General features: G+C 61.9%; 18 protein-coding genes. 11 read left to right on the forward strand and 7 right to left on the reverse strand.

Annotated features, from left to right (window positions below; all coding sequences use genetic code 11):
- Window positions 1–186: 186 nt before the first annotated feature.
- On the forward strand, window positions 187–483 hold the full coding sequence (locus IEX36_RS07485; RefSeq protein WP_188758644.1) for a putative quinol monooxygenase: 297 nt from the start codon (window positions 187–189) through the stop codon (window positions 481–483).
- 500 nt (window positions 484–983) lie between these two features.
- Here the strand turns inward: IEX36_RS07485 and IEX36_RS07490 are convergent, their stop codons facing one another.
- Window positions 984–1,187, reverse strand: coding sequence for a DUF3565 domain-containing protein (locus IEX36_RS07490; protein ID WP_188758646.1), 204 nt, complete (start codon window positions 1,185–1,187; stop codon window positions 984–986).
- A 126-nt stretch (window positions 1,188–1,313) separates the two neighbouring features.
- Here IEX36_RS07490 and IEX36_RS07495 point away from each other — a divergent pair, with 126 nt between their 5' ends.
- The 7 genes from IEX36_RS07495 (at window position 1,314) to IEX36_RS07525 (ending at window position 11,884) form a co-directional block, all read left to right on the forward strand.
- The gene (locus IEX36_RS07495) at window positions 1,314–2,180 is read left to right on the forward strand and encodes a menaquinone biosynthetic enzyme MqnA/MqnD family protein (protein ID WP_229668783.1); all 867 of its coding nucleotides are present in this window, start codon (window positions 1,314–1,316) and stop codon (window positions 2,178–2,180) included.
- Window positions 2,181–2,597: 417 nt separating this feature from the next.
- Complete coding sequence (locus IEX36_RS07500; RefSeq protein WP_188758649.1) at window positions 2,598–3,308, forward strand: YqaA family protein; 711 nt, start codon at window positions 2,598–2,600, stop codon at window positions 3,306–3,308.
- Window positions 3,309–3,719: 411 nt separating this feature from the next.
- Window positions 3,720–4,748 (forward strand): polysaccharide biosynthesis protein, encoded by a 1,029-nt coding sequence (locus IEX36_RS07505; RefSeq protein ID WP_188758651.1) that lies wholly within the window; start codon window positions 3,720–3,722, stop codon window positions 4,746–4,748.
- Entirely contained in the window at window positions 4,745–5,902 is a 1,158-nt protein-coding gene (neuC, locus tag IEX36_RS07510) for a UDP-N-acetylglucosamine 2-epimerase (protein WP_188758653.1), read from the forward strand. The genes IEX36_RS07505 and neuC overlap by 4 nt, the downstream gene beginning before the upstream one ends.
- Window positions 5,899–7,014: a DegT/DnrJ/EryC1/StrS family aminotransferase gene (locus tag IEX36_RS07515; protein WP_188758655.1), complete on the forward strand. Its 1,116-nt coding sequence runs from the start codon at window positions 5,899–5,901 to the stop codon at window positions 7,012–7,014. Before neuC ends, IEX36_RS07515 begins: the two co-directional genes overlap by 4 nt.
- Before the next feature lie 23 nt (window positions 7,015–7,037).
- On the forward strand, window positions 7,038–10,484 hold the full coding sequence (locus IEX36_RS07520) for a CRTAC1 family protein (RefSeq protein ID WP_229668784.1): 3,447 nt from the start codon (window positions 7,038–7,040) through the stop codon (window positions 10,482–10,484).
- A complete protein-coding gene (locus IEX36_RS07525) occupies window positions 10,481–11,884 on the forward strand; it encodes an amidase (protein WP_188758657.1) in 1,404 nt (467 codons plus the stop codon). Before IEX36_RS07520 ends, IEX36_RS07525 begins: the two co-directional genes overlap by 4 nt.
- A 118-nt stretch (window positions 11,885–12,002) precedes the next feature.
- Here the strand turns inward: IEX36_RS07525 and IEX36_RS07530 are convergent, their stop codons facing one another.
- The 6 genes from IEX36_RS07530 to IEX36_RS07555 form a co-directional block, all read right to left on the reverse strand.
- Window positions 12,003–13,742, reverse strand: a complete 1,740-nt coding sequence (locus tag IEX36_RS07530; protein ID WP_188758659.1) for a 30S ribosomal protein S1 — start codon at window positions 13,740–13,742, stop codon at window positions 12,003–12,005.
- A 70-nt stretch (window positions 13,743–13,812) separates the two neighbouring features.
- Complete coding sequence (locus IEX36_RS07535) at window positions 13,813–14,442, reverse strand: DUF4126 domain-containing protein (protein ID WP_188758660.1); 630 nt, start codon at window positions 14,440–14,442, stop codon at window positions 13,813–13,815.
- Between the two features lie 59 nt (window positions 14,443–14,501).
- A complete protein-coding gene (gene dgt / locus IEX36_RS07540; protein WP_188758662.1) occupies window positions 14,502–15,644 on the reverse strand; it encodes a dGTP triphosphohydrolase in 1,143 nt (380 codons plus the stop codon).
- Between the two features lie 116 nt (window positions 15,645–15,760).
- Complete coding sequence (locus IEX36_RS07545) at window positions 15,761–17,839, reverse strand: tetratricopeptide repeat protein (protein WP_188758664.1); 2,079 nt, start codon at window positions 17,837–17,839, stop codon at window positions 15,761–15,763.
- 162 nt (window positions 17,840–18,001) lie between these two features.
- On the reverse strand, window positions 18,002–19,615 hold the full coding sequence (gene purH / locus IEX36_RS07550) for a bifunctional phosphoribosylaminoimidazolecarboxamide formyltransferase/IMP cyclohydrolase (protein ID WP_188758665.1): 1,614 nt from the start codon (window positions 19,613–19,615) through the stop codon (window positions 18,002–18,004).
- 234 nt (window positions 19,616–19,849) lie between these two features.
- Window positions 19,850–20,764 (reverse strand): dihydroorotate dehydrogenase, encoded by a 915-nt coding sequence (locus IEX36_RS07555; RefSeq protein ID WP_188759880.1) that lies wholly within the window; start codon window positions 20,762–20,764, stop codon window positions 19,850–19,852.
- Window positions 20,765–21,212: 448 nt separating this feature from the next.
- Between IEX36_RS07555 and serS the strand changes: the two genes are divergently transcribed.
- The 3 genes from serS (at window position 21,213) to IEX36_RS07570 (ending at window position 23,729) form a co-directional block, all read left to right on the forward strand.
- A complete protein-coding gene (gene serS / locus IEX36_RS07560) occupies window positions 21,213–22,550 on the forward strand; it encodes a serine--tRNA ligase (RefSeq protein ID WP_188758667.1) in 1,338 nt (445 codons plus the stop codon).
- Window positions 22,543–22,923 (forward strand): hypothetical protein, encoded by a 381-nt coding sequence (locus tag IEX36_RS07565; protein WP_188758668.1) that lies wholly within the window; start codon window positions 22,543–22,545, stop codon window positions 22,921–22,923. Before serS ends, IEX36_RS07565 begins: the two co-directional genes overlap by 8 nt.
- A 116-nt stretch (window positions 22,924–23,039) precedes the next feature.
- Window positions 23,040–23,729, forward strand: coding sequence for a LolA family protein (locus IEX36_RS07570; protein ID WP_188758670.1), 690 nt, complete (start codon window positions 23,040–23,042; stop codon window positions 23,727–23,729).
- Window positions 23,730–23,741: the final 12 nt, after the last annotated feature.

A 23,741-nucleotide genomic window follows, 5' to 3' on the forward strand; every position in this document is an offset into this window, starting at 1 on the left:
CCATCCCCTCGCAAATCCAGCAAAATCAAAAACTTGAGGCCGGTACTTTACCTGTTAAGAATGCCGTATTTATACCGCAAAGACCTTACTTCAAGCAACTGCCGCCGTCTATGTTGGCCTGCATCTGAAAACAGCGCCGGATTCTCGACGCCAAATTGTTCCACTTTTACTGGAGGCAGTCTCCCCATGAACACCACCGTGTCCTACCTCTCCACCTTCCGCGCCAAGGACGGCACCGAGGCCCTCATGCGCCTCGAGCTCCAGCGCCTGGTCTCCTTCACTCGCCGTGAAAAATCCTGCGTCGCCTGCGACCTCTTCCAACTCACCACCAACAAAAAAATCTTCGTCGTCCAGACAGTCTGGTCCAGCCGCGATGTCTGGATGAGCCGCAAAGGCTGGGAGCACCACCCCGCCGGACCCGGCCTGCTCGACCAGTGCCTCCAGCGCCCCGTCGAAGTCGTCCCCATCGAAGAAGTCGCCTAGCCCTACGCCGTTTCAAACAAACAGATCCTTCCGCACGCGGGAGGATCTACTTTTCTCCACTCCCACTAGTTGTCATCTAGTTGTCATCCTTCCGCGCAGCGGGAGGACCTGCTTTTGCATTCGCGCACAGCCCGAACCTTCCGCATTCGCACGCTCCGCATCACTCCCAAACCAGCCGTCATCCTGAGCGGAGCGACCGCAGGGAGCGCAGTCGAAGGACCCCGACACCGCCAAACCCACCCATACCCTCCAACCCTTTCAGCCACAACCACCATTTTTCCCAGCAAAAGAGCGCGGATTCCCCATAGCCTGCCCTGAGCTTGTCGAAGGGTCTCGCTTCCGAGACATGGCAAATTCGAGCGAAGCTCGAATCGTTTTCCTTTCACCCAAACTCACACCCCGTCATCCTGAGCGAAACGACCGCAGGGAGCGCAGTCGAAGGACCCCGACACCACCAAACCCACCCATACCCTCCAACCCTTTCAGCCACAACCACCCCATCATTCCGTCCGGACAGCCTCATCCTCACACTTCTTACACTCCAGCATCTTCCCCACCCACTGCATCCTTCCAGCCTCCGTCGTGACCCACTCCCTCATCTCCCACGGCGGATTATGCCGCACATGCCGCCCATGTCCGCACTCCAGTTGCGCCGTCCAGTGGCCTTCCTCATCCTGATAAAAACCCACAATCTTCCGCTGCATCGTATCTCTGTCACCTGTATCCATTTAAACTAGAGAATGCCTGCACCGCGACACAATGACAAAAGTCAGAGCAGCCCGCAGGAAAAATACAGGTCCCCAGAACCCGCAATCCAGAACAGGCAATCCTTGAGTAGACAACCCGCACCCTCCAAGCTTCGCGTAGCCGCCATCAACTTCCTCAACCCCGCTCCCCTCATGTGGAACTTCGAGCACCCTCCCCTCGCCTCTCACCTCGCCACCCGCTACACCCTCCACTACACCCAACCCTCCCGCTGCGCCGACGAGCTCCTCTCCGGCCGCGCCGACCTCGGCCTCATCCCCATCGCCTCGCTCACTCCCGCGCTGGCCATCGTCCCCGGCTGCACCATCGCCTCGCTCGACCACGTCCGCTCCATCCTGCTCCTCGTCAAAGCCGGCCACACCCTCTCCACCGTCCGCACCGTCGCAGCCGACACCGCCTCCCGCAGCTCCCTCGCCTACGCCGACATCCTCTTCCGCAAATTCTCCAACAACCACCCACAATTCATCCCCGCCGCAGCCGATCCCATCGTCATGCTCCGCGAAGCCGACGCAGCCATCCTCATCGGCGACCCGGCCCTGCTCGCGCTCGAATCCCGCACCACCATCGAAGCCGCCGCAGGCCCATGCCAGTGGATCGATCTCGCCCACGAGTGGCGCACCCGCACCGGCCTTCCCTGGGTCGCCGCCGTCTGGGCCGTCCGCCCGGAATCGCTCTCGCCAAACGGCTTCACCCCCGCCAGCCTCACCGCCGACCTCGAACTCTCCCGCGACCACGGCCTCGCCAACATCGACAAGATCGTCGAAGAGTGGACACCACGTCTCCCACTCTCCTCCGCAATCATCCACAACTACCTCACCGAAAACATCCACTACACCCTCAACGACGACTGCATCCGCACAATCGAGCTCTTCCGCCAGTACGCCGCCGAAGTCGAATCCCTGCCACCACTCCCCAACCTGCGCTTCCTCTAGAAATACACACCAATAGCGTCATCCTGAGCGAAGCGACCGCAGGGAACGGAGTCGAAGGACCCCGACACCGCCAAACCCACCCATACCCTCCAACCCTTTCAGCCACAAACCCCAACATCTCGCCAACCCACGTCATCTCGACCTGAATGTGGAGAGCACCCTGCATTTCATTTTGCGCATCACTCCCAAACCAGCCGTCATCCTGAGCGAAGCGACCGCAGGGAGCGGAGTCGAAGGACCCCGACACCACCAAACCCACCCATACCCTCCAACCCTTTCAGCCACAACCCCCAACATCTCGCCAACACCCTCAATCCAGAGGGAAACTTAACAAGAACCCCCAGCAAAACCCCTCATTCAAAACACCCCGCGTGCATTACACTCTCTCCAGCCCTGCCCCGGAGCGTCTTAATTAGCATGAAGCTGGATCGCCTCGCCAGATTCGCCGCAGCATTCGCACCCGAGGCCGCCCAACCTGGGCGACGGCACTCGAACGCCCTCCTGCACCTCTTCTTCAGCTTCGGCCTGCTCGGCCTCTTCGCCGTCGCCGTCGTCGATGCATCCTTCATCCCACTCCCGCTGCCCGGCATCACCGACATCATGATCATCGTCATGGCCGCCCAGCACCACAACTGGCTGCTCCTCATCCCCATCGCCACCGCGGGCTCGGCATTAGGAGGCTACCTCAGCTACCAGGTTGGACACTCCGGCGGCGTCGCCTTCATGGAAAGACGCCTCTCTGCCGCTACCGCAAAGCGTATCCGCGACTGGATGGAGCGCCACGCCATCCTCTCCGTCGCCCTGCCCGCGCTCCTGCCGCCGCCCATGCCGCTCAGCCCGTTCGTCCTCGCCGCCGGCGCCATCCACATGGAGCGCAAACAATTCCTCACCACCTTCACCATCAGCCGCGCAGTGCGTCACACCATCGCCGTATGGCTCGGCTTCCACTACGGACGCCACATCCTCCACCTCTGGAACCGCCTCTCAGCCCAATACGCCCACCCCATCCTGATCGCCATCTGGACGATCATCGCTCTCAGTTGCGCCCTCGGCGTCTGGCGACTCTACCGCGCCTCCCGCGCTAGCGGAGCCTACCCCGCCAGCCACCCCAACACCACCGTCTCCTAAGCCCCCTTGTCTCCGTCTTTTTTTGTTTGTTATTCCCGAAGGGAATCCGCGTTTATCTCTCTCACAAACGCGCGGGCTCCCCATCATCGCAACGTCATCACCACCAAGGTGGAAGGGCACGGCTTCAGCCGTGCCATAAACAAACCGCGCGAAGCGCATTCCGCTCTGCCGAAGGCCGGAGTGAAGCCCGCAGGGCGAAACGACCCCAATTCCCCGCGCCACAACCACCATTTTTCCCAGCAAAATCGCATGTCAAGCCCCAAAATCAACCAACCCCTTCAATCCAAACGACTTCCACGTGGCGGTTTAGTTTTCCCCGTCAGCTACACTTAAATACAGGAGAATAAAAACCAACGCTCCATGCCATCCCCCACCGCCACCCTCGCGAAGTCCAGACTTAAGACAAGTCAAATGAATACTTTGCACAAAAACACGGGGGAGGGGGGTCCCTGGGACGGCTTCCTCCATCGCCCCACCCCCACCCTCGAAGCCGTCGCCCACCGTCACCGCCCTCACCTCGAAGGCCGCCGTATCCTCGTCACCGGAGCCTCCGGCTCCATCGGCTCCGCCCTCTTCCACACCCTCACCCTCGCCGCCGCCGACCCCATCCCCCTCGACCTCGCCGGACCCACCCCCACCGACGTCACCGACCCCGACGCCCTCGACCGGATCTTCTCCCTCCACCGCCCCGAAATCGTCCTCCACGCCGCCGCCCGCAAGCACGTCCCCGAAGGCGAGACCACCCCCTTCGCCGTCCTCGCCACCAACGCCCTCGGCACCCGGACCCTCGCCACCGTCGCCGCCCGCCACGCCGTCCGGCACCTCCTCCTCGTCTCCACCGACAAGGCCGCCGACCCCGTCAGCCTCATGGGCGCCTCCAAGCGTATCGCCGAGCTCATCCTCCTCGCCTCACCCCGCACCCACGCCGTCCGCCTCGCGAACGTCCTCGGCTCCTCCGCCAGCGTCGTCCCCACCTTCCTCGCCCAGATCTCCCAGGGAGGCCCCGTCACCGTCACCCACCCCGACGCCCGCCGCTACTTCATGACCCTCCCCGAGACCGTCGACTCCATCCTCACCGCACTCCATCTCCCCGGACTCCTCGCACCCGACCCCGGTCCACCCATCCGCATCCTCGACCTCGCCCGCCACCTCATCGCCCAGAGCCCCCATCCAGAAACCCCCATCACCTTCACCACCCTCCGCCCCGGCGACAAGCTCCAGGAGACCCTCCTCGCCGCCGACGAGACCCTCACCGAGAACCCCGGCTTCCCGCTCCGCACCATCCACACCCCCACACCCCAACCCGACCTCTCCCAGCTCGAGGACTCCATCCTCCGCCACGACCTCCCGCAACTCCTCGACGCCGTCCAGAGCCTCGTCCCCCGCTACCGCCCCAGCCAACTCCTCCGCAACCAGCTCACCCAGGCGGTCCCCGCATGAAGCGCACCATCGCCGTCGTCACCTCGTCCCGCGCCGACTACAGCCACCTCTACTGGCCCCTCAAGGACCTCGCCGCCCACCCCGGCGTCGACCTCAAGCTCATCGTCATGGCCGCGCACCTCGCCCCCCAGTTCGGCGCCACCGTCTCCGAGATCGAGCGCGACGGCTTCCCCGTCGCCGCCCGCATCGAGTGCCTCCTCCACTCCGACACCGACGTCGGCATGGCCAAGACCCTCGGCCTCGCCATCCTCTCCCTCACCGACACGCTCGCCCAGATGCGCCCCGACCTCCTGCTCCTCATCGCCGACCGCTACGAGATGCTCGCCCCCGCCAGCGTCGCTCTCACCCTCCGCATCCCGGTCGCGCACATCGAAGGCGGCGAGGTCAGCGAAGGCGCCATCGACGACGCCGTCCGCAACGCCCTCACCAAGATGGCGCACCTCCACTTCACCTCCACCGAAGCCGCCCGCGCCCGCGTCATCTCGATGGGCGAAGAACCCTGGCGCGTCCATCACGCCGGCGCGCCCTCACTCGATCACCTCCGCCGCAGCAAGCTGTTCACACGTGCCGAGCTCGAAGAGAAGCTCGCAATCAACCTCGCCGAGCCACCCATCATCGTCGCCTACCATCCCGTAACCATCCTGTACGACACCACCGAAGAAGCCGACGCCCTCTTCGCCGCACTCGAAAAAACCACCAGCCCCATCATCTTCTGCTACCCCAACGCCGACGCAGGCAGCCACCACCTCATCGAGCGCACCCGCGCCTTCATCGAGTACCACGCAAACGCCCGCCTCTTCGTCAACCTGCCCGCAGTCACCTACTGGAGCCTGCTCCGCCACGCCAGCCTTCTGCTCGGCAACTCCAGCAGCGGCATCATGGAAGCCGCGTCCTTCGCGCTCCCCGTCGTCAACATCGGCCTACGCCAGTACGGACGCGAACGCGCCGCGAACATCCTCGACGCCGAACCACGCACAGGCGCCATCCTCGAAAAACTCGCCATCGCGCAAAGCGACGCCTTCCGCAAATCCCTCCACGGCATGGCCAATCCCTACGGCAACGGCCACGCCGCCGAGCGCATCGTCGAAGTGCTCACCACCGCGCCGCTCGAAAGACTCCTCCGCAAGCGCGCAACTCCTGCAACGCACCCATGAAGATCCCGCTCTCCTCACCCGACATCACCGAAGCCGAAATCGCAGCCGTCACCGCGGTCCTCCGCACCTCGCACCTGAGCCTCGGCCCTCAGATGGAGGCGTTCGAGCGAGCCTTCGCCACCTACATCGACACTCCGCACGCAGTCGCCGTCAGCTCCGGCACAGCAGGACTGCACCTGTGCATGAGAGCACTCAACATCGGCGAAGGCGACGAAGTCATCGTCCCCTCATTCACCTTCATCGCCGCAGCCAACGCCATCCGCTACGAACGCGCCACGCCCGTCTTCGTCGACATCGACCGCGAATCGCTCAACCTCTCCCCAGCCGCAATCGAGCGAGCCATCACGCCACGCACGCGCGCCATCCTCGCAGTCCACACCTTTGGCCGCCCAGCCGAGATGCCCGCAATCCTCGACATCGCCCGCCGCCACAACCTCCGCATCATTGAAGACGCTTGCGAGGCGCTCGGAGCAGAGCACAACGGGGAAAAAACAGGCACCTTCGGCGACGCCGCCGTCTTCGCCTTCTACCCCAACAAGCAGATCACCACCGGCGAAGGCGGCATGGTCGTCACGCGCAGCACCGATCTAGCCGCACGCATCCGCGCCCTACGCAACCAGGGCCGCTACGACAGCAACGACTGGCTGCAGCACACCGAACTCGGCTACAACTATCGCCTCTCCGAGATGAACTGCGCCCTCGGCCTCGCGCAACTCAACCGCATCGAGGAGATCCTCTCCCACCGTGAACAAGTAGCCCGGCTCTACCAAAAACATCTCGCCAACACAGACGGCCTCATCCTGCCCGCACTCGAAGCCACACACAGCCGCATCAGTTGGTTCGTCTACGTGATCCGCCTCGACGCGACATTCTCCGCGAACGCCCGTGACACAATCATTGCCCACCTCACACAGGCAGGAATCGGCTGCGCCCGTTACTTCGCACCGATCCATCTACAACCCAGTTACTCCGCATGGCGCAACGCCGTGCTACCCGTGACTGAGGCAGAAGCCTGCCGTACCATAGCCTTACCGTTCTTCAACCGGATAACGGAAGATGAGATCGCGCACGTCAGCGAGGAACTGCGCGCAGCGCTCCGTAATACACAATAAGACGCGCGGCAACGATGAGAGGAATGAAGATGGCAACAAGCCCGCAAAAGCCCTCAAGAGCAAAGATCAAACACGCCCTGATGTCCGTCGCAATATGCGCGACCATGCTCTTGCCCTTTTCATCCCATGCCTTCGCCGCCGACGCCACCACGCACCAACAGGCAGCCACGCTCAACAACGTCGGCACCTCTCTGATGGGCCAGCAGCTGCTCGCCAAAGCCGTAGACAAATTCGACGCAGCCTACAAAGTAGACCCAACACTCTCACTCGCCGAGACCAACAAAGGCATCGCGCTCCTCTATCTGCAAAAGCTCCCTGAAGCGAATGCCGCACTCGAACACTCCGCGCAGCAAAACCCCAACGACCCGCGCACCTGGTACGTGCTAGGCATACTCTACCGCAGCGAAAACCAGCTTCAGGACGGACTCAAAGCCTTCCAGCGCGCGGCCACGCTTGCCCCCACGAACGCCGACACCCACTACTTCCTCGGCTCCTTCCAGTTCGAACTGCACAACTTCCCCGAGGCCGTCACCGAATATCAAAAAGCGCTCGATCTCAACCCAACACACGCCTCCGCCGAGTTCGGCCTCGCCCGGGCGCTTCAACGCGAAGGCAAAGCCGCAGACGCCCGCGCCGCATTCGACCGCTTCCGCCAGATCGTCACCGCCAAGCTCTCCACTCCCTTCTCGCACAACTACGGCGAAGAAGGCATCCTCGGCACCACCGAAGATGCACCAGGAGGCGCACTCAAAGCCCCACCGATGATCCCCGTCACCTTCACGAAAGCATGGGAGTCGCCAGCCGAAACAAAACCCGGCACGAATGCACATCCCGGCGCATGCTTGATCGACCTCGACAACAGCGGCAATCCCGCACTCGTTCTCATGGGCCACGGCGAAGATGCCGTGCGCATCTATCGCAACAACGGCCAGGGCAGCTTCGACCTCATCCCATCCGCGCAGACCGGCATCACGATCAGCGGAGACGGCGTCGCCTGCGCAGTCGGCGACTTCGACAATGACGGCCTGCCCGACATCGCACTCGCCATGAGCGACCGCGTCCTGCTCTTCCGCAACCTCGGCAACGGCAAGTTCGCCGACGTAACCAAAGACTCAGGCATCACGCCAGCGAATCATCCCACCGGCCTCATCTTCGTCGACTTCGATCACGACGGCGACCTCGACCTCTTCGTCACCGGCTCGCCCGCCAACGGCTTCGGCTCCAACGTCCTCTGGCGCAACAACGGCAACAAGACCTTCACCGAGTGGACCAAGCCAACCGGCCTCGCAGGCAACGACAACACCACACAAGCAATCCTCTCCGACCTGAACAACGACCGCGCCGTCGATCTGCTCGTCACCGGCTCCAGCGCCGCGCCCACCTTCTACGCGAATCCACGCGAAGGCACATTCAAAGCCTTGCCGCTCTACACAGACACACTGCCGCCCACTACCAGCGTCACCACACTCGACTTCAACAAAGACGGCTGGATGGACGTCGCGCTCACCCACGCAGGTGCGCCAGGCGTCACGCTCTGGCGCAACGTTGATGGCAAGCACTTCGAGCGCGTCACACTTCCCATCAACGATGCGACCGCAGGCTACAGCGTCGCCGCGCTCGACTTCGATAACGACGGATGGATCGACCTCGCCGCTCTCATCGAAACCGCAAACGGACCTGCCCTGCGCATCTTCCGCAACCTCGGTGCCGACGGATTTAGCGACGTAAGCGCGCAACTCAAGCTCGACACCCTCAATCTCAACGCGCCGCGCACGCTGCTCGCAGCCGACATCAATGGCGACGGAGCCACCGACCTCGTCGTCACGCAGCAGAACGGCGCCTCCATCGCGCTGCTCAACCAGGGCGGCAACAAGAACCACTCCCTCCGCATCTCGCTCAAAGGCCTCGCCGACAACAAGAGCGCCATCGGCACCAAGGTCCAGGTCTTCGCCAACGACATGTGGCAGAAGTGGGAGGTCACCACACCCGACGACATCATCGCCGGTCTCGGAACCGCCGACAAAGCCGACCTCGTGCGACTGCTCTGGCCCACCGGCGTCCCGCAGGACGAGATCGACGTCTCCGCCGCCAAACGCCTCGTGCTCGCTGAGCTCGACCGCCGCGGTAGCTCCTGCCCCACGCTCTTCGCATGGAACGGCAGCAAGTTCACCTTCGTCGCCGACGTCATCGGCGCAGGCGTCGTCGGCCACTGGGTCGCGCCGCGCCAGCGAAATGTCCCCGACCCCGACGAGTGGATCAAGATCGACCGAGCACAACTCAAAGCACGCAACGGCAAGCTCGCACTCCGCTTCGGCGAGCCCATGGAAGAGGTCAACTACATCGATCAGGTACGCCTCGTCGCCATCGATCATCCAGCAGGCACCGAGGTCTATCCCAACGAAGGCTTCCTCAGCGAGCCGCCCTTCGCGCAAACAAAAACGATCATCGCCGCGCACGCACACCTGCCCAAAGGTGCGTGGGACGACCTCGGCAACAACGTCCTCCCCGAGCTCACCAGCATCGACCACCACTACGTCCGCGACTTCACCAATCTCAAATTCGACGGCTTCGCAAACCAACACACGCTGACACTCGACCTTGGAGCATGGAATCCCGCCAATCCACTCCGTCTGCTTCTCCACGGCTACGTCGAATACTTCTCCGCCAGCTCGATGTACGCCGCGTGGCAAGCTGGTATCAAACCCATCCCCCCATACGTTGAAGCGCAGCTCCCCGACGGTTCATGGAAGCGCATCGACAACGACATGGGCTTCCCCGCCGGCCTGCCGCGCACCGTCGTCGTCGATCTCACGCACAAACTACCCGCAGACAGTCAGCGCATCCGCATCACCACAAACCTGCAAATCTATTGGGACCAGGCGCTCGTCGACAACGACCCGGCAACGACAACGCGAATCCACCAGACGGAGCTTCCACTCACCTCCGCAAACCTCGCCTTCCGCGGCTACCCGCAGCAGCTCGAAGGCAAGACTCCCGGTGACCTCAACTACAACTACCAGCACATCAGCCAGACCGGCCCCTTCATTCCGCAGCGCGGAGCATACACTCGCTACGGCGAGGTCACTCCGTTGCTCCGCCACATCGACGACGAGTTCGTCATCTTCGGCACCGGCGAAGACATGGACCTCGAGTTCAACGCCGCCGCCGAACCCACACTGCCCAAAGGCTGGGTGCGCGACTACTTCTTCTACGCCAACGGCTTCGTCAAAGACATGGACTTCTACGAAGGCAGCCCCTTCACCGTCGGGGCGATGCCCTTCCATCGCATGACCACCTATCCCTATCCATCCAGCGAACACTACCCGAGCGACGCTGCACACATCGCCTACGAGCTCCAGTGGAACAACCGCTTCGAGTCCGGCGCGCCCGACACCACAAAGCTTTATCAGTTCGACTACGTGCCCACCACCTCCACTCCCGGCGAACCCACCAGGAGCACTCCAAAGTGAGCGACCTGTTGACGAAGCCCGCGGTCGAGCTGCTCTCGCTTCTCGACTCGCGCAAAATCTCTCCGCTTGAGCTGGCCGAAGAACACATCCGCCAAATCGAAAAACTCAACCCGCAGCTCAACGCGCTGGTCGACTTCGACCCCGCCCGCGTCCGCGCACAAGCCGCCGCACTCGAACGCTCCAGTACAAAAGGCCCACTGCACGGCCTTCCCATCACGGTCAAAGCCTCGATCTCCGTCGCAGGTCATCGCTGCGAAACCGGCAGCCTCATCAACAAGGGCCACACACCCACCGAAGACGCCGTGATCGTCGCGCGCGCGCGCAAAGCCGGAGCCATCATTCTCGGCACCACCAACTGCCCCGAGTTCCTCATGGCCTACGAGACCGACAATCTTCTCTATGGCCGCACCGCAAACCCCTGGGACCTCACCCGCACCGCAGGCGGCTCAAGCGGAGGCGAATCCGCAGCCATCGCCGCAGGCATGTCCGCAGCAGGCTTCGGCAGCGACGGCGGCGGCTCCGTCCGCACCCCCGCGCACTTCACCGGCATCTGCGCGCTCAAACCCACACCCGGACGCATCCCCGCCGCAGGCCATCTTCCCCCATGCGTCGGCCCGTTCTCACTCATCGGCACTGTCGGCCCCATGGCCCGCACCATCGCAGACGTGTCGCTGCTCTACCGCGTCATCTCCGGACAAGACGAAACCGACCCCACTGGCGCACCCGTCTCTCCACGCACTTATACCGAAGAAGACTTGAAGCACATCACCATTGGCTTCTTTGAAGACGACGGCCACACCCCTGTCACGCCTGAAACTCACCAAGCCATCCGCGAAACCGTACGCTCGCTCCGTCGCCAGGGCTTCCATGTCGAACCATTTCGTCCTCGCGCGCTCGAACAAGCGCGCCAACTCTGGTGGAAGTTCTTCGTGCGCTGCGGCGCGATGTTCTTCTCGCCCATCATCCGAGGCCGCGAATCCGACCTCAGCCCAACATTTCGAGGCTTCCTAGACATCGCCCGCAAAGACTCACCCCTCACCGGCGATGAGCTCCTCCAGGCATGGGCCGAAAGCGACGTCATCCGCCGCAAACTTCTCGAAGAGATGCGCCGCTTCCCTATCCTCATCACACCAGTCTGCGCCATCCCCGCATTCCACCACGGCGAGCGCCGCTGGACCATCGACAACCAACAAGTCGACTACCTCGACGCGATGCGCTACACCCAATGGTTCAACTTGCTCGGCTCACCCGCAGCGGTCGTCCCCGTCGGCCATTCCACCGAAGGTCTACCGATAGGTATACAGATCGCAGGCCGCCCACACGAAGACGAACTCGTCCTCAGCATCGCCGCAGCCATCGAGCGCGACTTCGGCTACATCGCACCCCCGATGGCAGGTTAGCGAGTCAGCAAGTCAGTACGTCAGTAGATCTGCACGAAACGCACAAAATCCGTGGCCGATTCTGTTAGCCACGGACTCGCTAACCGGCTGACTGCTAACTCGCTGACTCGCTGGGCCACTACACCAGCCGCACTTCAATCCGCTTCGCACCGCGATCCAGCAGCGTAATTTTGAAGCTGCGAATCTGCCCCACGCGCACGGGTTCGGACTTTGCCTCACTCGCAGCAGGCCCACTCTTCCACTTCGCCGCCAGCATCGAGCTCAACGAAGAAAGATCCACCTGCCCCACACTCACGCTCTGTTCAGACGGAGCCGCAGGAACACTCACGCGCCCCGAAGCAATAATCCCCTCACCCAGCTCCACCGTAGCGTGTCCGTCCGCAATCTCCATCAACCGCCCCGTCACCACATCACCCAGCTTGTGTTCGGCAATATACTCGTCCAATCCCGTCGGCACCAGCTGCTTCATGCTCAACCGCATCTGCCGCTTCTCGCGGTCCACGTCGAGCACCTTCGCCTTCACCACCTGCCCCGCGCGAAGCACATCCTGCGGCCGTTCCACGCGCTTCTCCGCGCTGATCTCCGAGACGTGAATCATCCCCTCCACGCCCTCGGCCACCTGCACAAACGCGCCGAACTTCGTGAAGCTCGCCACCGTGCCCTCGACAGCCGAGCCCACCGGAAACTTCGCCGCAATATCCGCCCACGGATCACCGAGCGCCTGCTTCAGCCCCAGCGACATCCGCCGCTCCTCCTGATTCACACCGAGGATCATCACCTCAACCACATCGCCCACCTTCAGCATGTCGCTGGCCTTGCGTACCTTCTTCGCCCACGACATCTCCGACACGTGCACCATGCCCTCGACGCCCGGCTCCAGCTCCACAAACGCGCCAAAGTCCGCCGCGCGCGTCACCGTGCCACGCACGCGCTCACCCGCAACATACTTGCCCGCAGCCGCGTCCCACGGATGCTGCTGAAGTTGCTTCATCCCCAGCGAAATCCGCCGCGCCGCGCCATCCACCTTCAGCACCTTCGCTTCAACCTGCTGCCCCACGCTCAACACATCCGCCGGACTCTTCACCCGCGTCCACGCGATGTCGCTCACATGCAGCAACCCGTCCACGCCCCCGATATCGACAAACGCACCGTAGTCGGCCAGACTGCGCACCGTACCCGAAACAATGTCGCCCTCGCGCACCTCCGAGAAGCGCCGCTCCTTCGTCGAACGCTCTTCCTCCTCCAGCACCCCGCGCCGATCGACAACAACATCCTCATCCGCGGCATCCAGCTTCGTAATGCGGCAGCGCACCTCCTGCCCCACCAGCTTCTCCATCTCCGCAGCATCGCGCACACCGCTGCGTGACGCAGGCATAAACGCGCGAACGCCAACATCCACGCTCAGCCCGCCCTTCACCACACCCGTCACCGTACCCGCAATCACAGCCTTTTCCGCAAACGCCCGCTCCAGCGCCGACCAATCCTTCGGCTGCTCCACGCGCATCCGCGAAAGCTCCAGATAGCCTTCATCATTGCGGCCCTTCACCGTCACCAGCAGCTTGTCACCCGGCGCGACCATCTCGCCCGCGCTCGCAAACACAGCCGCAGGCAGCACGCCCTCCGCCTTGAACCCGATATCGACAAACACCCACTCCGCCGTCACCGCAACGACAGTGCCCTCCATCCGCCCGCCGGCCTCGCCCGTGCGGTGCTGATGGCTGTGCTCATACTCAGACAGAATCGCGTCGAAAGATTCGTTAGACTCGCTCGTCTCGTTTGAAACAGCAGACTCGCTTGTTTCGGCAGGTTCGTTCGTTTCAATCCGCGTTTCGGTTTCAGGAATACCAGGGTTGGACATGAACAGTTACAGCCTCGCAATGACAGAATCATTGCCAGAATATCACCGCAAACCAGCACATCGGCGTGCTCTAAGCCGGAGGCTCCATCCCCGCGCTTTGCTGCTCGGCCCCACCGCCAAACAGCTTCTTCAACGGCTTCTTCACCGCCCGCAGCAACGCCCATCCACTTCCCACCGCAGCCATCAGCAACACCAATGCCGCACCCGCAGCAACAAACGGATGATGCGTCGCAAACCAGGTCAGCCCAATCGCAACCACATCTTCCGAGCTGCTCAGCGCAATATTCGACACCGGCTCCGGACTCGGCGTCACCGCCGCGCGAATCGCCGTCTTCGAGCTGTGCGCAGCCAGCGCAATCGCCGCGGCCAGTGCCGTAGCCAGCACCTGCATCTCCGGCGACAGTTGCGAGCTCGCGTGATACGCCACCAACGCCGCCACCGGCGCACGCACCACCGTGTGCAGTCCATTCCACACCATGTCGAATCCGGGAATCTTGTCCGCGACAAACTCAATCGCAAACATGATGCCGCACACCACCAGCACCCACGTGTGCCCCAGCACCTCAAGCCCCGGTGGCAGCACCGCCCAATGCGCCCGCGCCAGCAGCCCAAGCGTCAGCACCGTGGCATAGACATTCAGCCCGGCGGCAAAGCTGGCGGCAATCACCAGCGCCGCAATATTGGCAGGTGTAAAGCTCATACCGCCCGGAATTGTACCCCTTCAAGCGCAAGCCGCGCTCATATTTCAGGAAAATCCGCCTATCGCCTCAGGGCGCGCTTGATATCCGCATATTGCAGCAGGATGAAGCTGTCCGTCATTCCTGCAATGTAGTCGGCCACCACACGCGCAAGCCCTTCCTCCTCAACCTCTTCGAAATGGCTCGGCGGCAGCTCCTCCGGATCATTGATCCAGTGCTCGAACAGCGCCGTCACTACCTCTTCAGCCTTGTCGTGCTCGCGCTCCAATGGTGCGCAGGTATACAGGGTCTCGTAAAGATAGCGCTTCTCCTGCAACCGCTCCGCCTCCGCCCCAGGCGAAAACACCGCCAGCCGCGAAGGATGCCTGCGAATATCTTCAAGCGACGCTGCTCCGATTGCCTGCACGTTCTCCGCAGTCGTGCGAATCAGATCATCCGTCAGGATGTTCTGCATCAGTTGCAGCGCCTCATAGAACAGGTACTTCTCCTCGACTCCTGCGTGCTGCTTCTCCACCGCCTTGTAGCAGCGCGACAGAATCGAAACATTCTCGCAGATATGCCCAATCTCCAGCAGTCCCGATTCGACGCCATCATCCAGGTCTGCCGTCAGATAAGCAATCTCATCTGCCAGGTCAATCAACTGCGCCTCCAGCGGAGGCCGTTGATCCAGAAAAAACTCCGCCAGCTCCGGATGGTCCGCCAGCATGTAATCGCGCGAGTGCTTCACAATCCCCTCGCGCACCCCCAGCGTCAGGTTCAACCCGCGATGCGCCGCATACCGCTGCTCAAAATGGTCCACAATCCTCAACGCATGAATATTGTGATCAAACCGCAGCCCGTGCCGCTGAAGGCACGTATCCAGCGCACGCTCTCCCGCATGGCCAAACGGAGGATGCCCGATGTCGTGCACCAGCGCCAGAGTCTCTGCGAGGTCTTCGTTCAACCCCAACGTAGCCGCAGCCGCCCGCGCAATCTGCGCAACTTCAATCGTATGCGTCAGCCGGCTGCGAAAGTGGTCCGATGCCCGGCTGGTAAACACCTGCGTCTTACCCGCCAACCTGCGAAACGCCCGCGCCTCGACAATCCTCTCCCGGTCGCGCTGAAATGCAGTGCGCGAAGGCCGCAGCGGCGCAGGAAACACACGGGCCAGCAACGGGTCGCCCGGCGCACCGGCAACCGCACACAGATGCAGATCGTTCGTCATGTTCTAACTCGAGTGTAAATGGAAGCCACCCGCGCTAACCCGCGCGACCACAGCAACAGGTCAACACAGAACCAAAAGACTCTCATGCGATCAAAAAATCAGCACTAAAGGCAGATCTATTTGACTGCGGTGTTGGACGTCGACACCCTCGCCAACTTCACCCGCGCATTTTCGAGCTTATGCTGCACCTTGGAGACATCCTCCGGGTCCGCATCGGCAGGCAGCGACTGCGCATAGTCCGCCATCGACTGCTTCCACTCATCAACCGCCAGCTTCAGCCTGCCCGTCTTCTCGTACACCTCGCCCAGATGGTCGCGCACCGTCGGGTCATTGCCCAGACGAGCAATGGCCTTCTTCAAATACTGCTCCGCCAGATCATACTGTCCCGACTTGAAGCACACCCAACCCAGCGAGTCCAGATAAGCTCCATTCTGAGGGTCAAGGTTGACCGCCTTCTGAATCATCTGCTGCGCCTCAACCAGCTGCACTCCACGGTCCGCCAGCATGTAGCCGTAGTAGTTCAGCACCGTCGCGTTCTGCGGATCGATCCCAAGCGCAATCTTAAACTGCGCCTCGGCCTCATCGAGGTTCTTTTCGCGGTCCGCCAACGCTCCACGCAGAAACGCCAGATAGAGCTTGTCCTGCGAAGCCGTCGCCAGCGGGGCCGCAGCATCCAGCTCAGCCGAAGCCTCCTGGAACCGCTTCAGCCGCGTGTACATCTGCGCCAGCGCAAAGTGCACATCGCGCTGATCGCTCGCGCTCGACTTGTCGCTGAGCTGTGCCTTCGCCAGCGCCAGTCCCTCATTCACCTGTCCCGTGTCGGCAAGCTGTCCCGCGTACATCAACTGCACCGAGTGGTCTTTCGGCAACGCCTTCGCAGCCGCTGCCGCAGCAGTGGTCGCCTCTTTCCACTGGTGAGCATCGCGATAAGAATCGACTACGCCCTGATAGCCGCTCCGGGCATAATCTCCACCCAGCTCAACCTCTTTCTGATACGCCGCCACGGCCTCCGCAGTCTTGTTCTCCTCGCGGTAGACGATCCCCATCCGCTCCAGGAACAGGGCGCGGTTCGACTTCTCCTGGTCTGTATACTTTCCGTCCTCGTGGGCCGAGTCATCCACCAGCTTCGTCAGCACCGCAATCGACTCGTCGTAGCGCCCCAACGCGTCATAGATCAACGCCTCGTTGTAGCTCAGCTCCAGCGAATCGTGAACCAGCGGCTTGGCCTTCTCCAGGGTAGCCAGTGCATCGTCATAATGACCCTGCTGACGTTGAATCTCCGAAATATGAATCTGCGACTGCGCATCCTGCGGCTCCGAGGCCACGATGGTCTTGAAGAGCTTCAGCGCCTCATTCAACTGGCCATCGTCCAATAATGAATTCGCCAGGCTGCGCTCCGTATCCAGATTGTCCGGGTCCTGATCAAGCGCGCGCCGATACGCCGCAATCGCGTCCTTCGACTTCTTCAACTGGTCATAGCTCGCACCCAACGCCATCTCAATCCGCGCAGACCTGTCGTCGACAGGAACACCATTCAGCACCTGCACGGCTCGCTCCGTATCACCCTGGTCCGAATACAGCCGCGCCAGATTCAGCACCACATCTTCTGAGTCTGCATCGATGCTCTGCGCCGCCTTGAACTGTGCCTCCGCCTTCGCCGAATCATGATCGACGCTATAGAGTTGCCCCAGCAGCAGGTGCGTCTCCACATCATTCGGCTGCAACTGCGCCAGCTTTTCATACTCGCCAATCGCCAACTGCAACATCTGTTGCGACTGCGTGCTCTGCGTATCGCTCAGCGAGCGCAGATAAATCTTCCCCAGCAGCGTGTGTGCAGCCACATCGTTCGGGTCTTTGGCAATCTGACCCTGCGCCACCGACACCGCATCGCGCACGCGTCCGATCTTAAAATAGAGATCGGCCAGCCCATCCTGCAGCATCTCCGAGTCAGGATCAGCATCCAGCGCCAACTTGTACTGTTCCACGGCCTGCTCGGCGTAGTCCTGACGCCCCGCATTCACGGCCATGTCTTCATACAAATGCGCCAGCGCATAGTGGTAGTACGAAGAAGCATGGTCCGGCTTCTTATTCGTCGGAGCCGAAGCCCACGCAGCCGTCGAAGAGGCAAGCACAAGTGCCGCAGCGGGAATGATCCCGAGGTGGCGAAGAGACGAAGCACGCAAACGCAAAGTCATCGGTTTCAATTTTCCTGCGCCACCGGAGTCACAGCGAGAGTCTTCAAGGCAATACAGCCAGTACAGTCGTTAGACGATCCCACCCGCCGATTTGGATGCAGTCGGCAAATACTCCGGCGCTCGTGCCGATTATAGTCCCCAACTGCACGAAAACCCCAGCATTTACCCGTGCCGGAAGTGCCGAATCCCCGTAAAGACCATCGCGATCCCCAAACGGTTTGCCGCCTCGATTACCTTCGGGTCATTCACGCTGCCGCCCGGCTGAATCACCGCCGTCGCCCCCGCCGCCGCAATCGTCTCCAGCCCATCCGGGAACGGGAAGTAGGCGTCCGAGGCCGCTACCGTACCGGCCAGCGGCAGAATCGCTTTCATCGCGCCAAACTTCGCCGCATCCACGCGGCTCATCTGCCCCGCGCCCACACCAACCGTCTGCCCATGCCCATCGGCAAACCGCGCATACACAATCGCGTTCGACTTCACATGCTTGCAAACGCGCCACGCAAACAGCAACGCGCGCAGCTCCTCAGCAGTCGGCTTACGCTCGGTCGCCACCTTCAAATCGGCCTCGGTAATCTTCTGCCGATCAGCATCCTGCACCAGCAGCCCACCCGAAACCTGCTTCAACACCCGCTTCGTGTCCGCCGGATCGATCTTCACCAGCCGCAGATTCTTCTTCGCCCCAAACCGCGCCAGCGCATCCGCCGTGAACGAAGGCGCGACAATCGCCTCCACAAACAGCTTCGCAATCTCCTCTGCAGCCGCTCCATCCACCTCACGGTTCACGCCAATCACGCCGCCAAACGCCGACACCGGATCAGCCTCCAGCGCCCGCTTATAAGCCTCCACCACACTTGCACCCGTAGAAGCCCCACAAGGATTCGTATGCTTGATAATCACCACCGCTGGCTCATCAAACTCACTCACCAGCTCCCAGCAAGCATCCAGGTCAACGAGATTATTGAAGCTCAGCTCCTTGCCCTGCAACTGCTCCGCCGCAGCAACGCCCTTGCCGCTGCCATCCACATACAGTGCCGCCTTCTGGTGCGGATTCTCGCCATACCGCAGCGTCTGCGCCAGCGGATCAATCACCCGCACCGTCTCCGGCAACTCATCCGCCTTGAAGACAGCCTTACCCTCTGGCGCTTCAATCGACTCCAGCGCCGAAGCAATCCCCGCGTCATAAGCCGCCGTCACCGCAAAAGCCTGCTTCGCCAGCCGCCACCGCGTAGCCCGCGAAAGACTTCCCTTATTCGCAGCCAACTCCTCAGTCAGCGCAGCATAGTCCGCAACCGAAGTCACAATCGCCACATCCGAAAAATTCTTCGCCGCCGACCGCACCATCGACGGGCCCCCAATATCGATGTTCTCAATCACCTCGGCAAAAGCCACCCCGGGCTTCTGCGAAGTCTTCTCAAACGCATACAGATTGACGACCACCATATCGATCGGCTCGATCGCATGTTCCTCCACCGAAGCCTCATGCTCCGCATTCCCGCGCACATGCAGAATCCCGCCATGCACCTTCGGGTGCAGCGTCTTCACGCGCCCATCCAGCATCTCCGGAAACCCTGTCAGGTCGCTGATATCACGCACCGGCAGCCCCGCATCACGCAGCGCCTTCGCAGTGCCGCCGGTCGAAACCAGGTCCACCCCATGCGAAGCCAGCGTCCGGGCAAACTCCACCAGCCCAGTCTTATCGGTAACAGAAAGCAGCGCACGCCGCACCGGGCGCAGATCGACGACAGGAGCACTTACAGCAGCATTATGTAGGGTCATTATCTCTATTTTAGCCGCAACCCAAATATTCGAGCCGCACCAAAGTACGTCATCTCGACCGAAGGCATTGCTTTTTGTCCGCCTTCCAACTACGTCATCTCGACCGGAGCGCGCAGCGCGGAGTGGAGAGACCCCTGTATTTCGCCTTTCGTTCAGCAACAATCTCTTCAGGTGTCATTCTGAGCGAAGCGAAGAACCCCTGTATTTTGCTGGCGGCGGCACTAAAACTCCCACCTACACCCGCAACCCGCGCGTCAGCGACCGCACCTCGCTCACCTGATGCCCCGCGCACCACTTCTTCAGCCCACTCGCGATATTCTCGACCGCCCGCGGATCGGCATAACTCGCAGTCCCCACCTGCACCGCCGTCGCGCCCGCAAGCATAAACTCCACCGCATCCTCAGCCTTCGTAATCCCGCCCATCCCCACAATCGGAATCGACACCGCCTTCGCCACCTCATGCACCATCCGCACCGCAATCGGCTTGATCGCCGGCCCCGACAACCCACCCGTCACATTCGCAATCCGAGGCCGTCTGGTCTCCACATCAATCGACAGCGACACAAACGTATTCACCAGCGACACCGCCCCCACCCCCGCATCGGCCGACACCTTCGCCATCAGCCCAATATCCGTCACATTCGGCGAAAGCTTCACCATCAGCGGCCGCCCAGCCTTGTCCGCAACCTCCCTGCACCGCTTCGAGAGCCAGTACAGCGCATCCGGATCGACCCCAAAGCTCATCCCCCCATGCGCCGTATTCGGACAGCTCGCATTCAGCTCATACATCGCCACGCCCTCGGCATCGTTCAACACCTCGATCACCTCAGCGCAATCATCCATCGTGTAGCCAAACACATTCGCAATCACCACCGCGCCCGGAATCGCCCTCAGCTTCGGCAGCTTCTCCTCGACAAACGCGCGCACGCCCATATTCTGCAAGCCAATCGCGTTCATCATCCCCGCCGCCGTCTCAATCACCCGCGGCGCGGGATTCCCCGCCATCGGCTCCCGCGAGAGCCCCTTGGTCACAAACGCGCCAATCTTCCCCAGCGCGACGATCTCTTCAAACTCCACCCCATACCCAAACGTCCCGCTCGCAGCAATCACCGGCGAGCGCAGCTCCACGCCCGCCACCGTCACCCGCATATCCGGCCCTTTATCGTGCCCAGCCGTCACCGCCACCTCCATAAACACTTCTAACTAGACTACCTGCACCTCGTAAGCAGAGCGCTTCCCTGTATCAGGTATCGTTATCTTGCACTTTAGGTAGGCAGATGGTCGCAGCAATCATATTCGCAGCATGGCTTCTTGGCGCAGCATATCTCGCCGTATGGATCTGGAGAGTCGGCAAGCACCCCGAGAAAAATCCGCGAGCGCTGAAATACGTTCGCCGTTTGTTGTACTTTTGTGCGACATTCTATCTACTTTGCATAATCCCGGTAATAGTGGATGTCACTAACGGAAGCGAACCAAAATTTACTTTGCTCGGCGTCCCGCTTTTGCTCGGATTTGCATGGCTCCATTTCAGAACGGGCAGACGCGCAAGACTTTCTTCGCAATCCGATTCCGCCACAACCCGCTAAAATAAATCCAAATGATCGACACAGCATTCGTCCGGGCGAACCTCGCCCTCGTAGAGGAATCCCTGCGCGCCCGTGGCGCCGACCCAGCCTCCGTCCTCGGCGACTTCACCGCCATCGACCGCGAGCGCCGCGAGGCCATCACCCAGGTCGAGACCCTCAAGTCCCAGCGCAACAAGCTCACCGAAGAGATCGCCCGCCTCCGCAAGTCCGGAGCCGACGCCTCCGCCCAGACCGAGCAGACCCGCACCCTCAAGGCCGAAGTCGAAGCCCTCGAAGCCCGCGCCACCGACGCCGACCTGCGCATGACGGCGATCCTGCAATCAGTCCCGAACATCCCACAAGCATCCGTCCCCGTAGGCCGTTCCGAGCACGACAACAAAGTCGAAAAGCTCTGGGGCGAGCAGCCAAACTTCGACTTCCCCGCCAAGCCCCACTGGGAGCTAGGCGAAGTCCTCGGCATCCTCGACTTCAACCGCGCCGCCAAAATCTCCGGCTCACGCTTCGTCGTCCACTACGGACAAGGCGCGCGCCTCGAACGCGCCCTCGCCAACTTCATGCTCGACCTCCATACACGCGAGCACGGCTACACCGAAGTCCTCCCACCCTACATGGTCAACTCGAAGTCACTCTTCGGCACCGGCCAGCTCCCCAAGTTCGCCGAAGACCTCTTCCACTGCGACGACAAGGGCAGCTACGTTGCAGGCGAATACCAGGACTCCGACCACTGGCTCATCCCCACCGCCGAGGTCCCCGTCACCAACCTCTTCCGCGACGAGACCCTCGACGAATCGCAGCTCACCACCAGCTTCTGCGCCTACACTCCATGCTTCCGCTCGGAGGCCGGCAGCTACGGCAAAGACGTGCGCGGCATGATCCGCCAGCACCAGTTCCAGAAGGTCGAGCTGGTCAAATTCACCACGCCCGAAAAGTCCAACGAAGAGCACGAAGCCCTCACCCGCAACGCCGAGCGCGTCCTCGAGCTGCTCGGCCTTCCCTACCGCCGCGTCATGCTCTGCACCGGAGACATGGGCTTCGCCTCCGCCAAAACCTACGACCTCGAAGTCTGGCTCCCCGGCCAGAACCTCTACCGCGAAATCTCCTCCTGCTCGAACTTCGAAGCCTTCCAGGCCCGCCGCGCCAACATCAAATACCGCCCCGCAGGTTCGAAGAAGTCCGAGTTCGTCCACACCCTCAACGGCAGCGGCCTCGCCATCGGACGCACCTGGCTCGCCATCCTCGAAAACTACCAGCAAGCCGACGGCACCATCAAGGTTCCCCAGGCCCTCATCCCCTATATGAATGGTGATACCGTCATAGGCAGGCACCAGCCGGGAAAGTCCAATGTTTAAGACCATCCGCAGCTACATCTTCTGGGCTTACGAGCGAGGCAGCGTGCAATACGACGTCATGGTGACGCTCATCCTCGTCTTCATGTTCGTCGGCCCCCACTTCATCGACTTCCACGACAAGCCCGTCGAGACCGTCGCCATCCACCCCAGCGAAGTCCTCGTCCAGGAGAAAGGCCGCGAAGGCGACAGCGTCCGCTTCATCTACCAGGTCCGCGCCGACGACCTCCGCAACGCCCACACCGACGAAGAACGCCGCGCCGCCATCCTCCGCATCGTCGAACCCATCGGAGGCGACATCACCATCGAGCGCATCGAGCCCGTCGCCGACGTCCACGGCCAGATCATCGCCTACAACGCCTGGGTCCTCCGCTGAACCCACCCCAAAAGTTGTCATCCTTCCGCGCTCCGGGGTCCCCGGTGAGCTTGCTCGCTGGGGTGGGTAGCGGGAGGACCTGCTTCAAGCATCCAATCCACGGAGCCACCAACACGATGACCCCAACCCGCCTCGCCGCCATCCTCGCAATCACCGCCGCCCTCGCCATCCCCACCCACGCGCAGACCCTCCCCGAAGTCCTCCACCAGATGGACGCAGCCAGCACCCGCTTCCACTCCGCGCAGGCCGACTTCCGCTGGGACCTCTACGAGCGCGTCGTCAAACAAACGACCACGCAGAACGGCAGCATCTACTTTGACAAAACCGGCGCCACCACGCAGATGGGCGCAAAGATCGACCCGCCCTACGCCAAGTTCCTCGAATATAAAAACGGCACCCTCCGCCTCTTCGACCCCGGCGCCGACCACCTCACCATCCTCCACGCCGGCGCCAACCAGCAGCAGTACGAGAGCTTCCTCACGCTCGGCTTCGGCGGCAGCGGCACCGACCTCGCCAAATCGTGGAACATCACCCTCCAGGGCAAAGAGACGCTCAACGACGGCTCCGGCCCCATCGAAACCGTCAAGCTCGACCTCGTCCCCAAAGACCCGAAGGTCCTCGAAAACGTCTCGCACATCACCATCTGGGTCGACCTCAAGCGCGGCATCTCGCTCAAGCAGCAGTTCTTCCTACCCTCCGAAGACGAGAAGACCGCCACCTACACCCACATCCGCTACAACCAGAAGGTCAACACCAGCCCCTACACCATCAAGACCGACAAAAAGACCACCATCGACAACCGCTAATCCGGTCACCAA

The sequence above is a fragment of the Edaphobacter acidisoli genome (assembly GCF_014642855.1).
GTDB classification, from domain to species: Bacteria; Acidobacteriota; Terriglobia; order Terriglobales; family Acidobacteriaceae; genus Edaphobacter; species Edaphobacter acidisoli.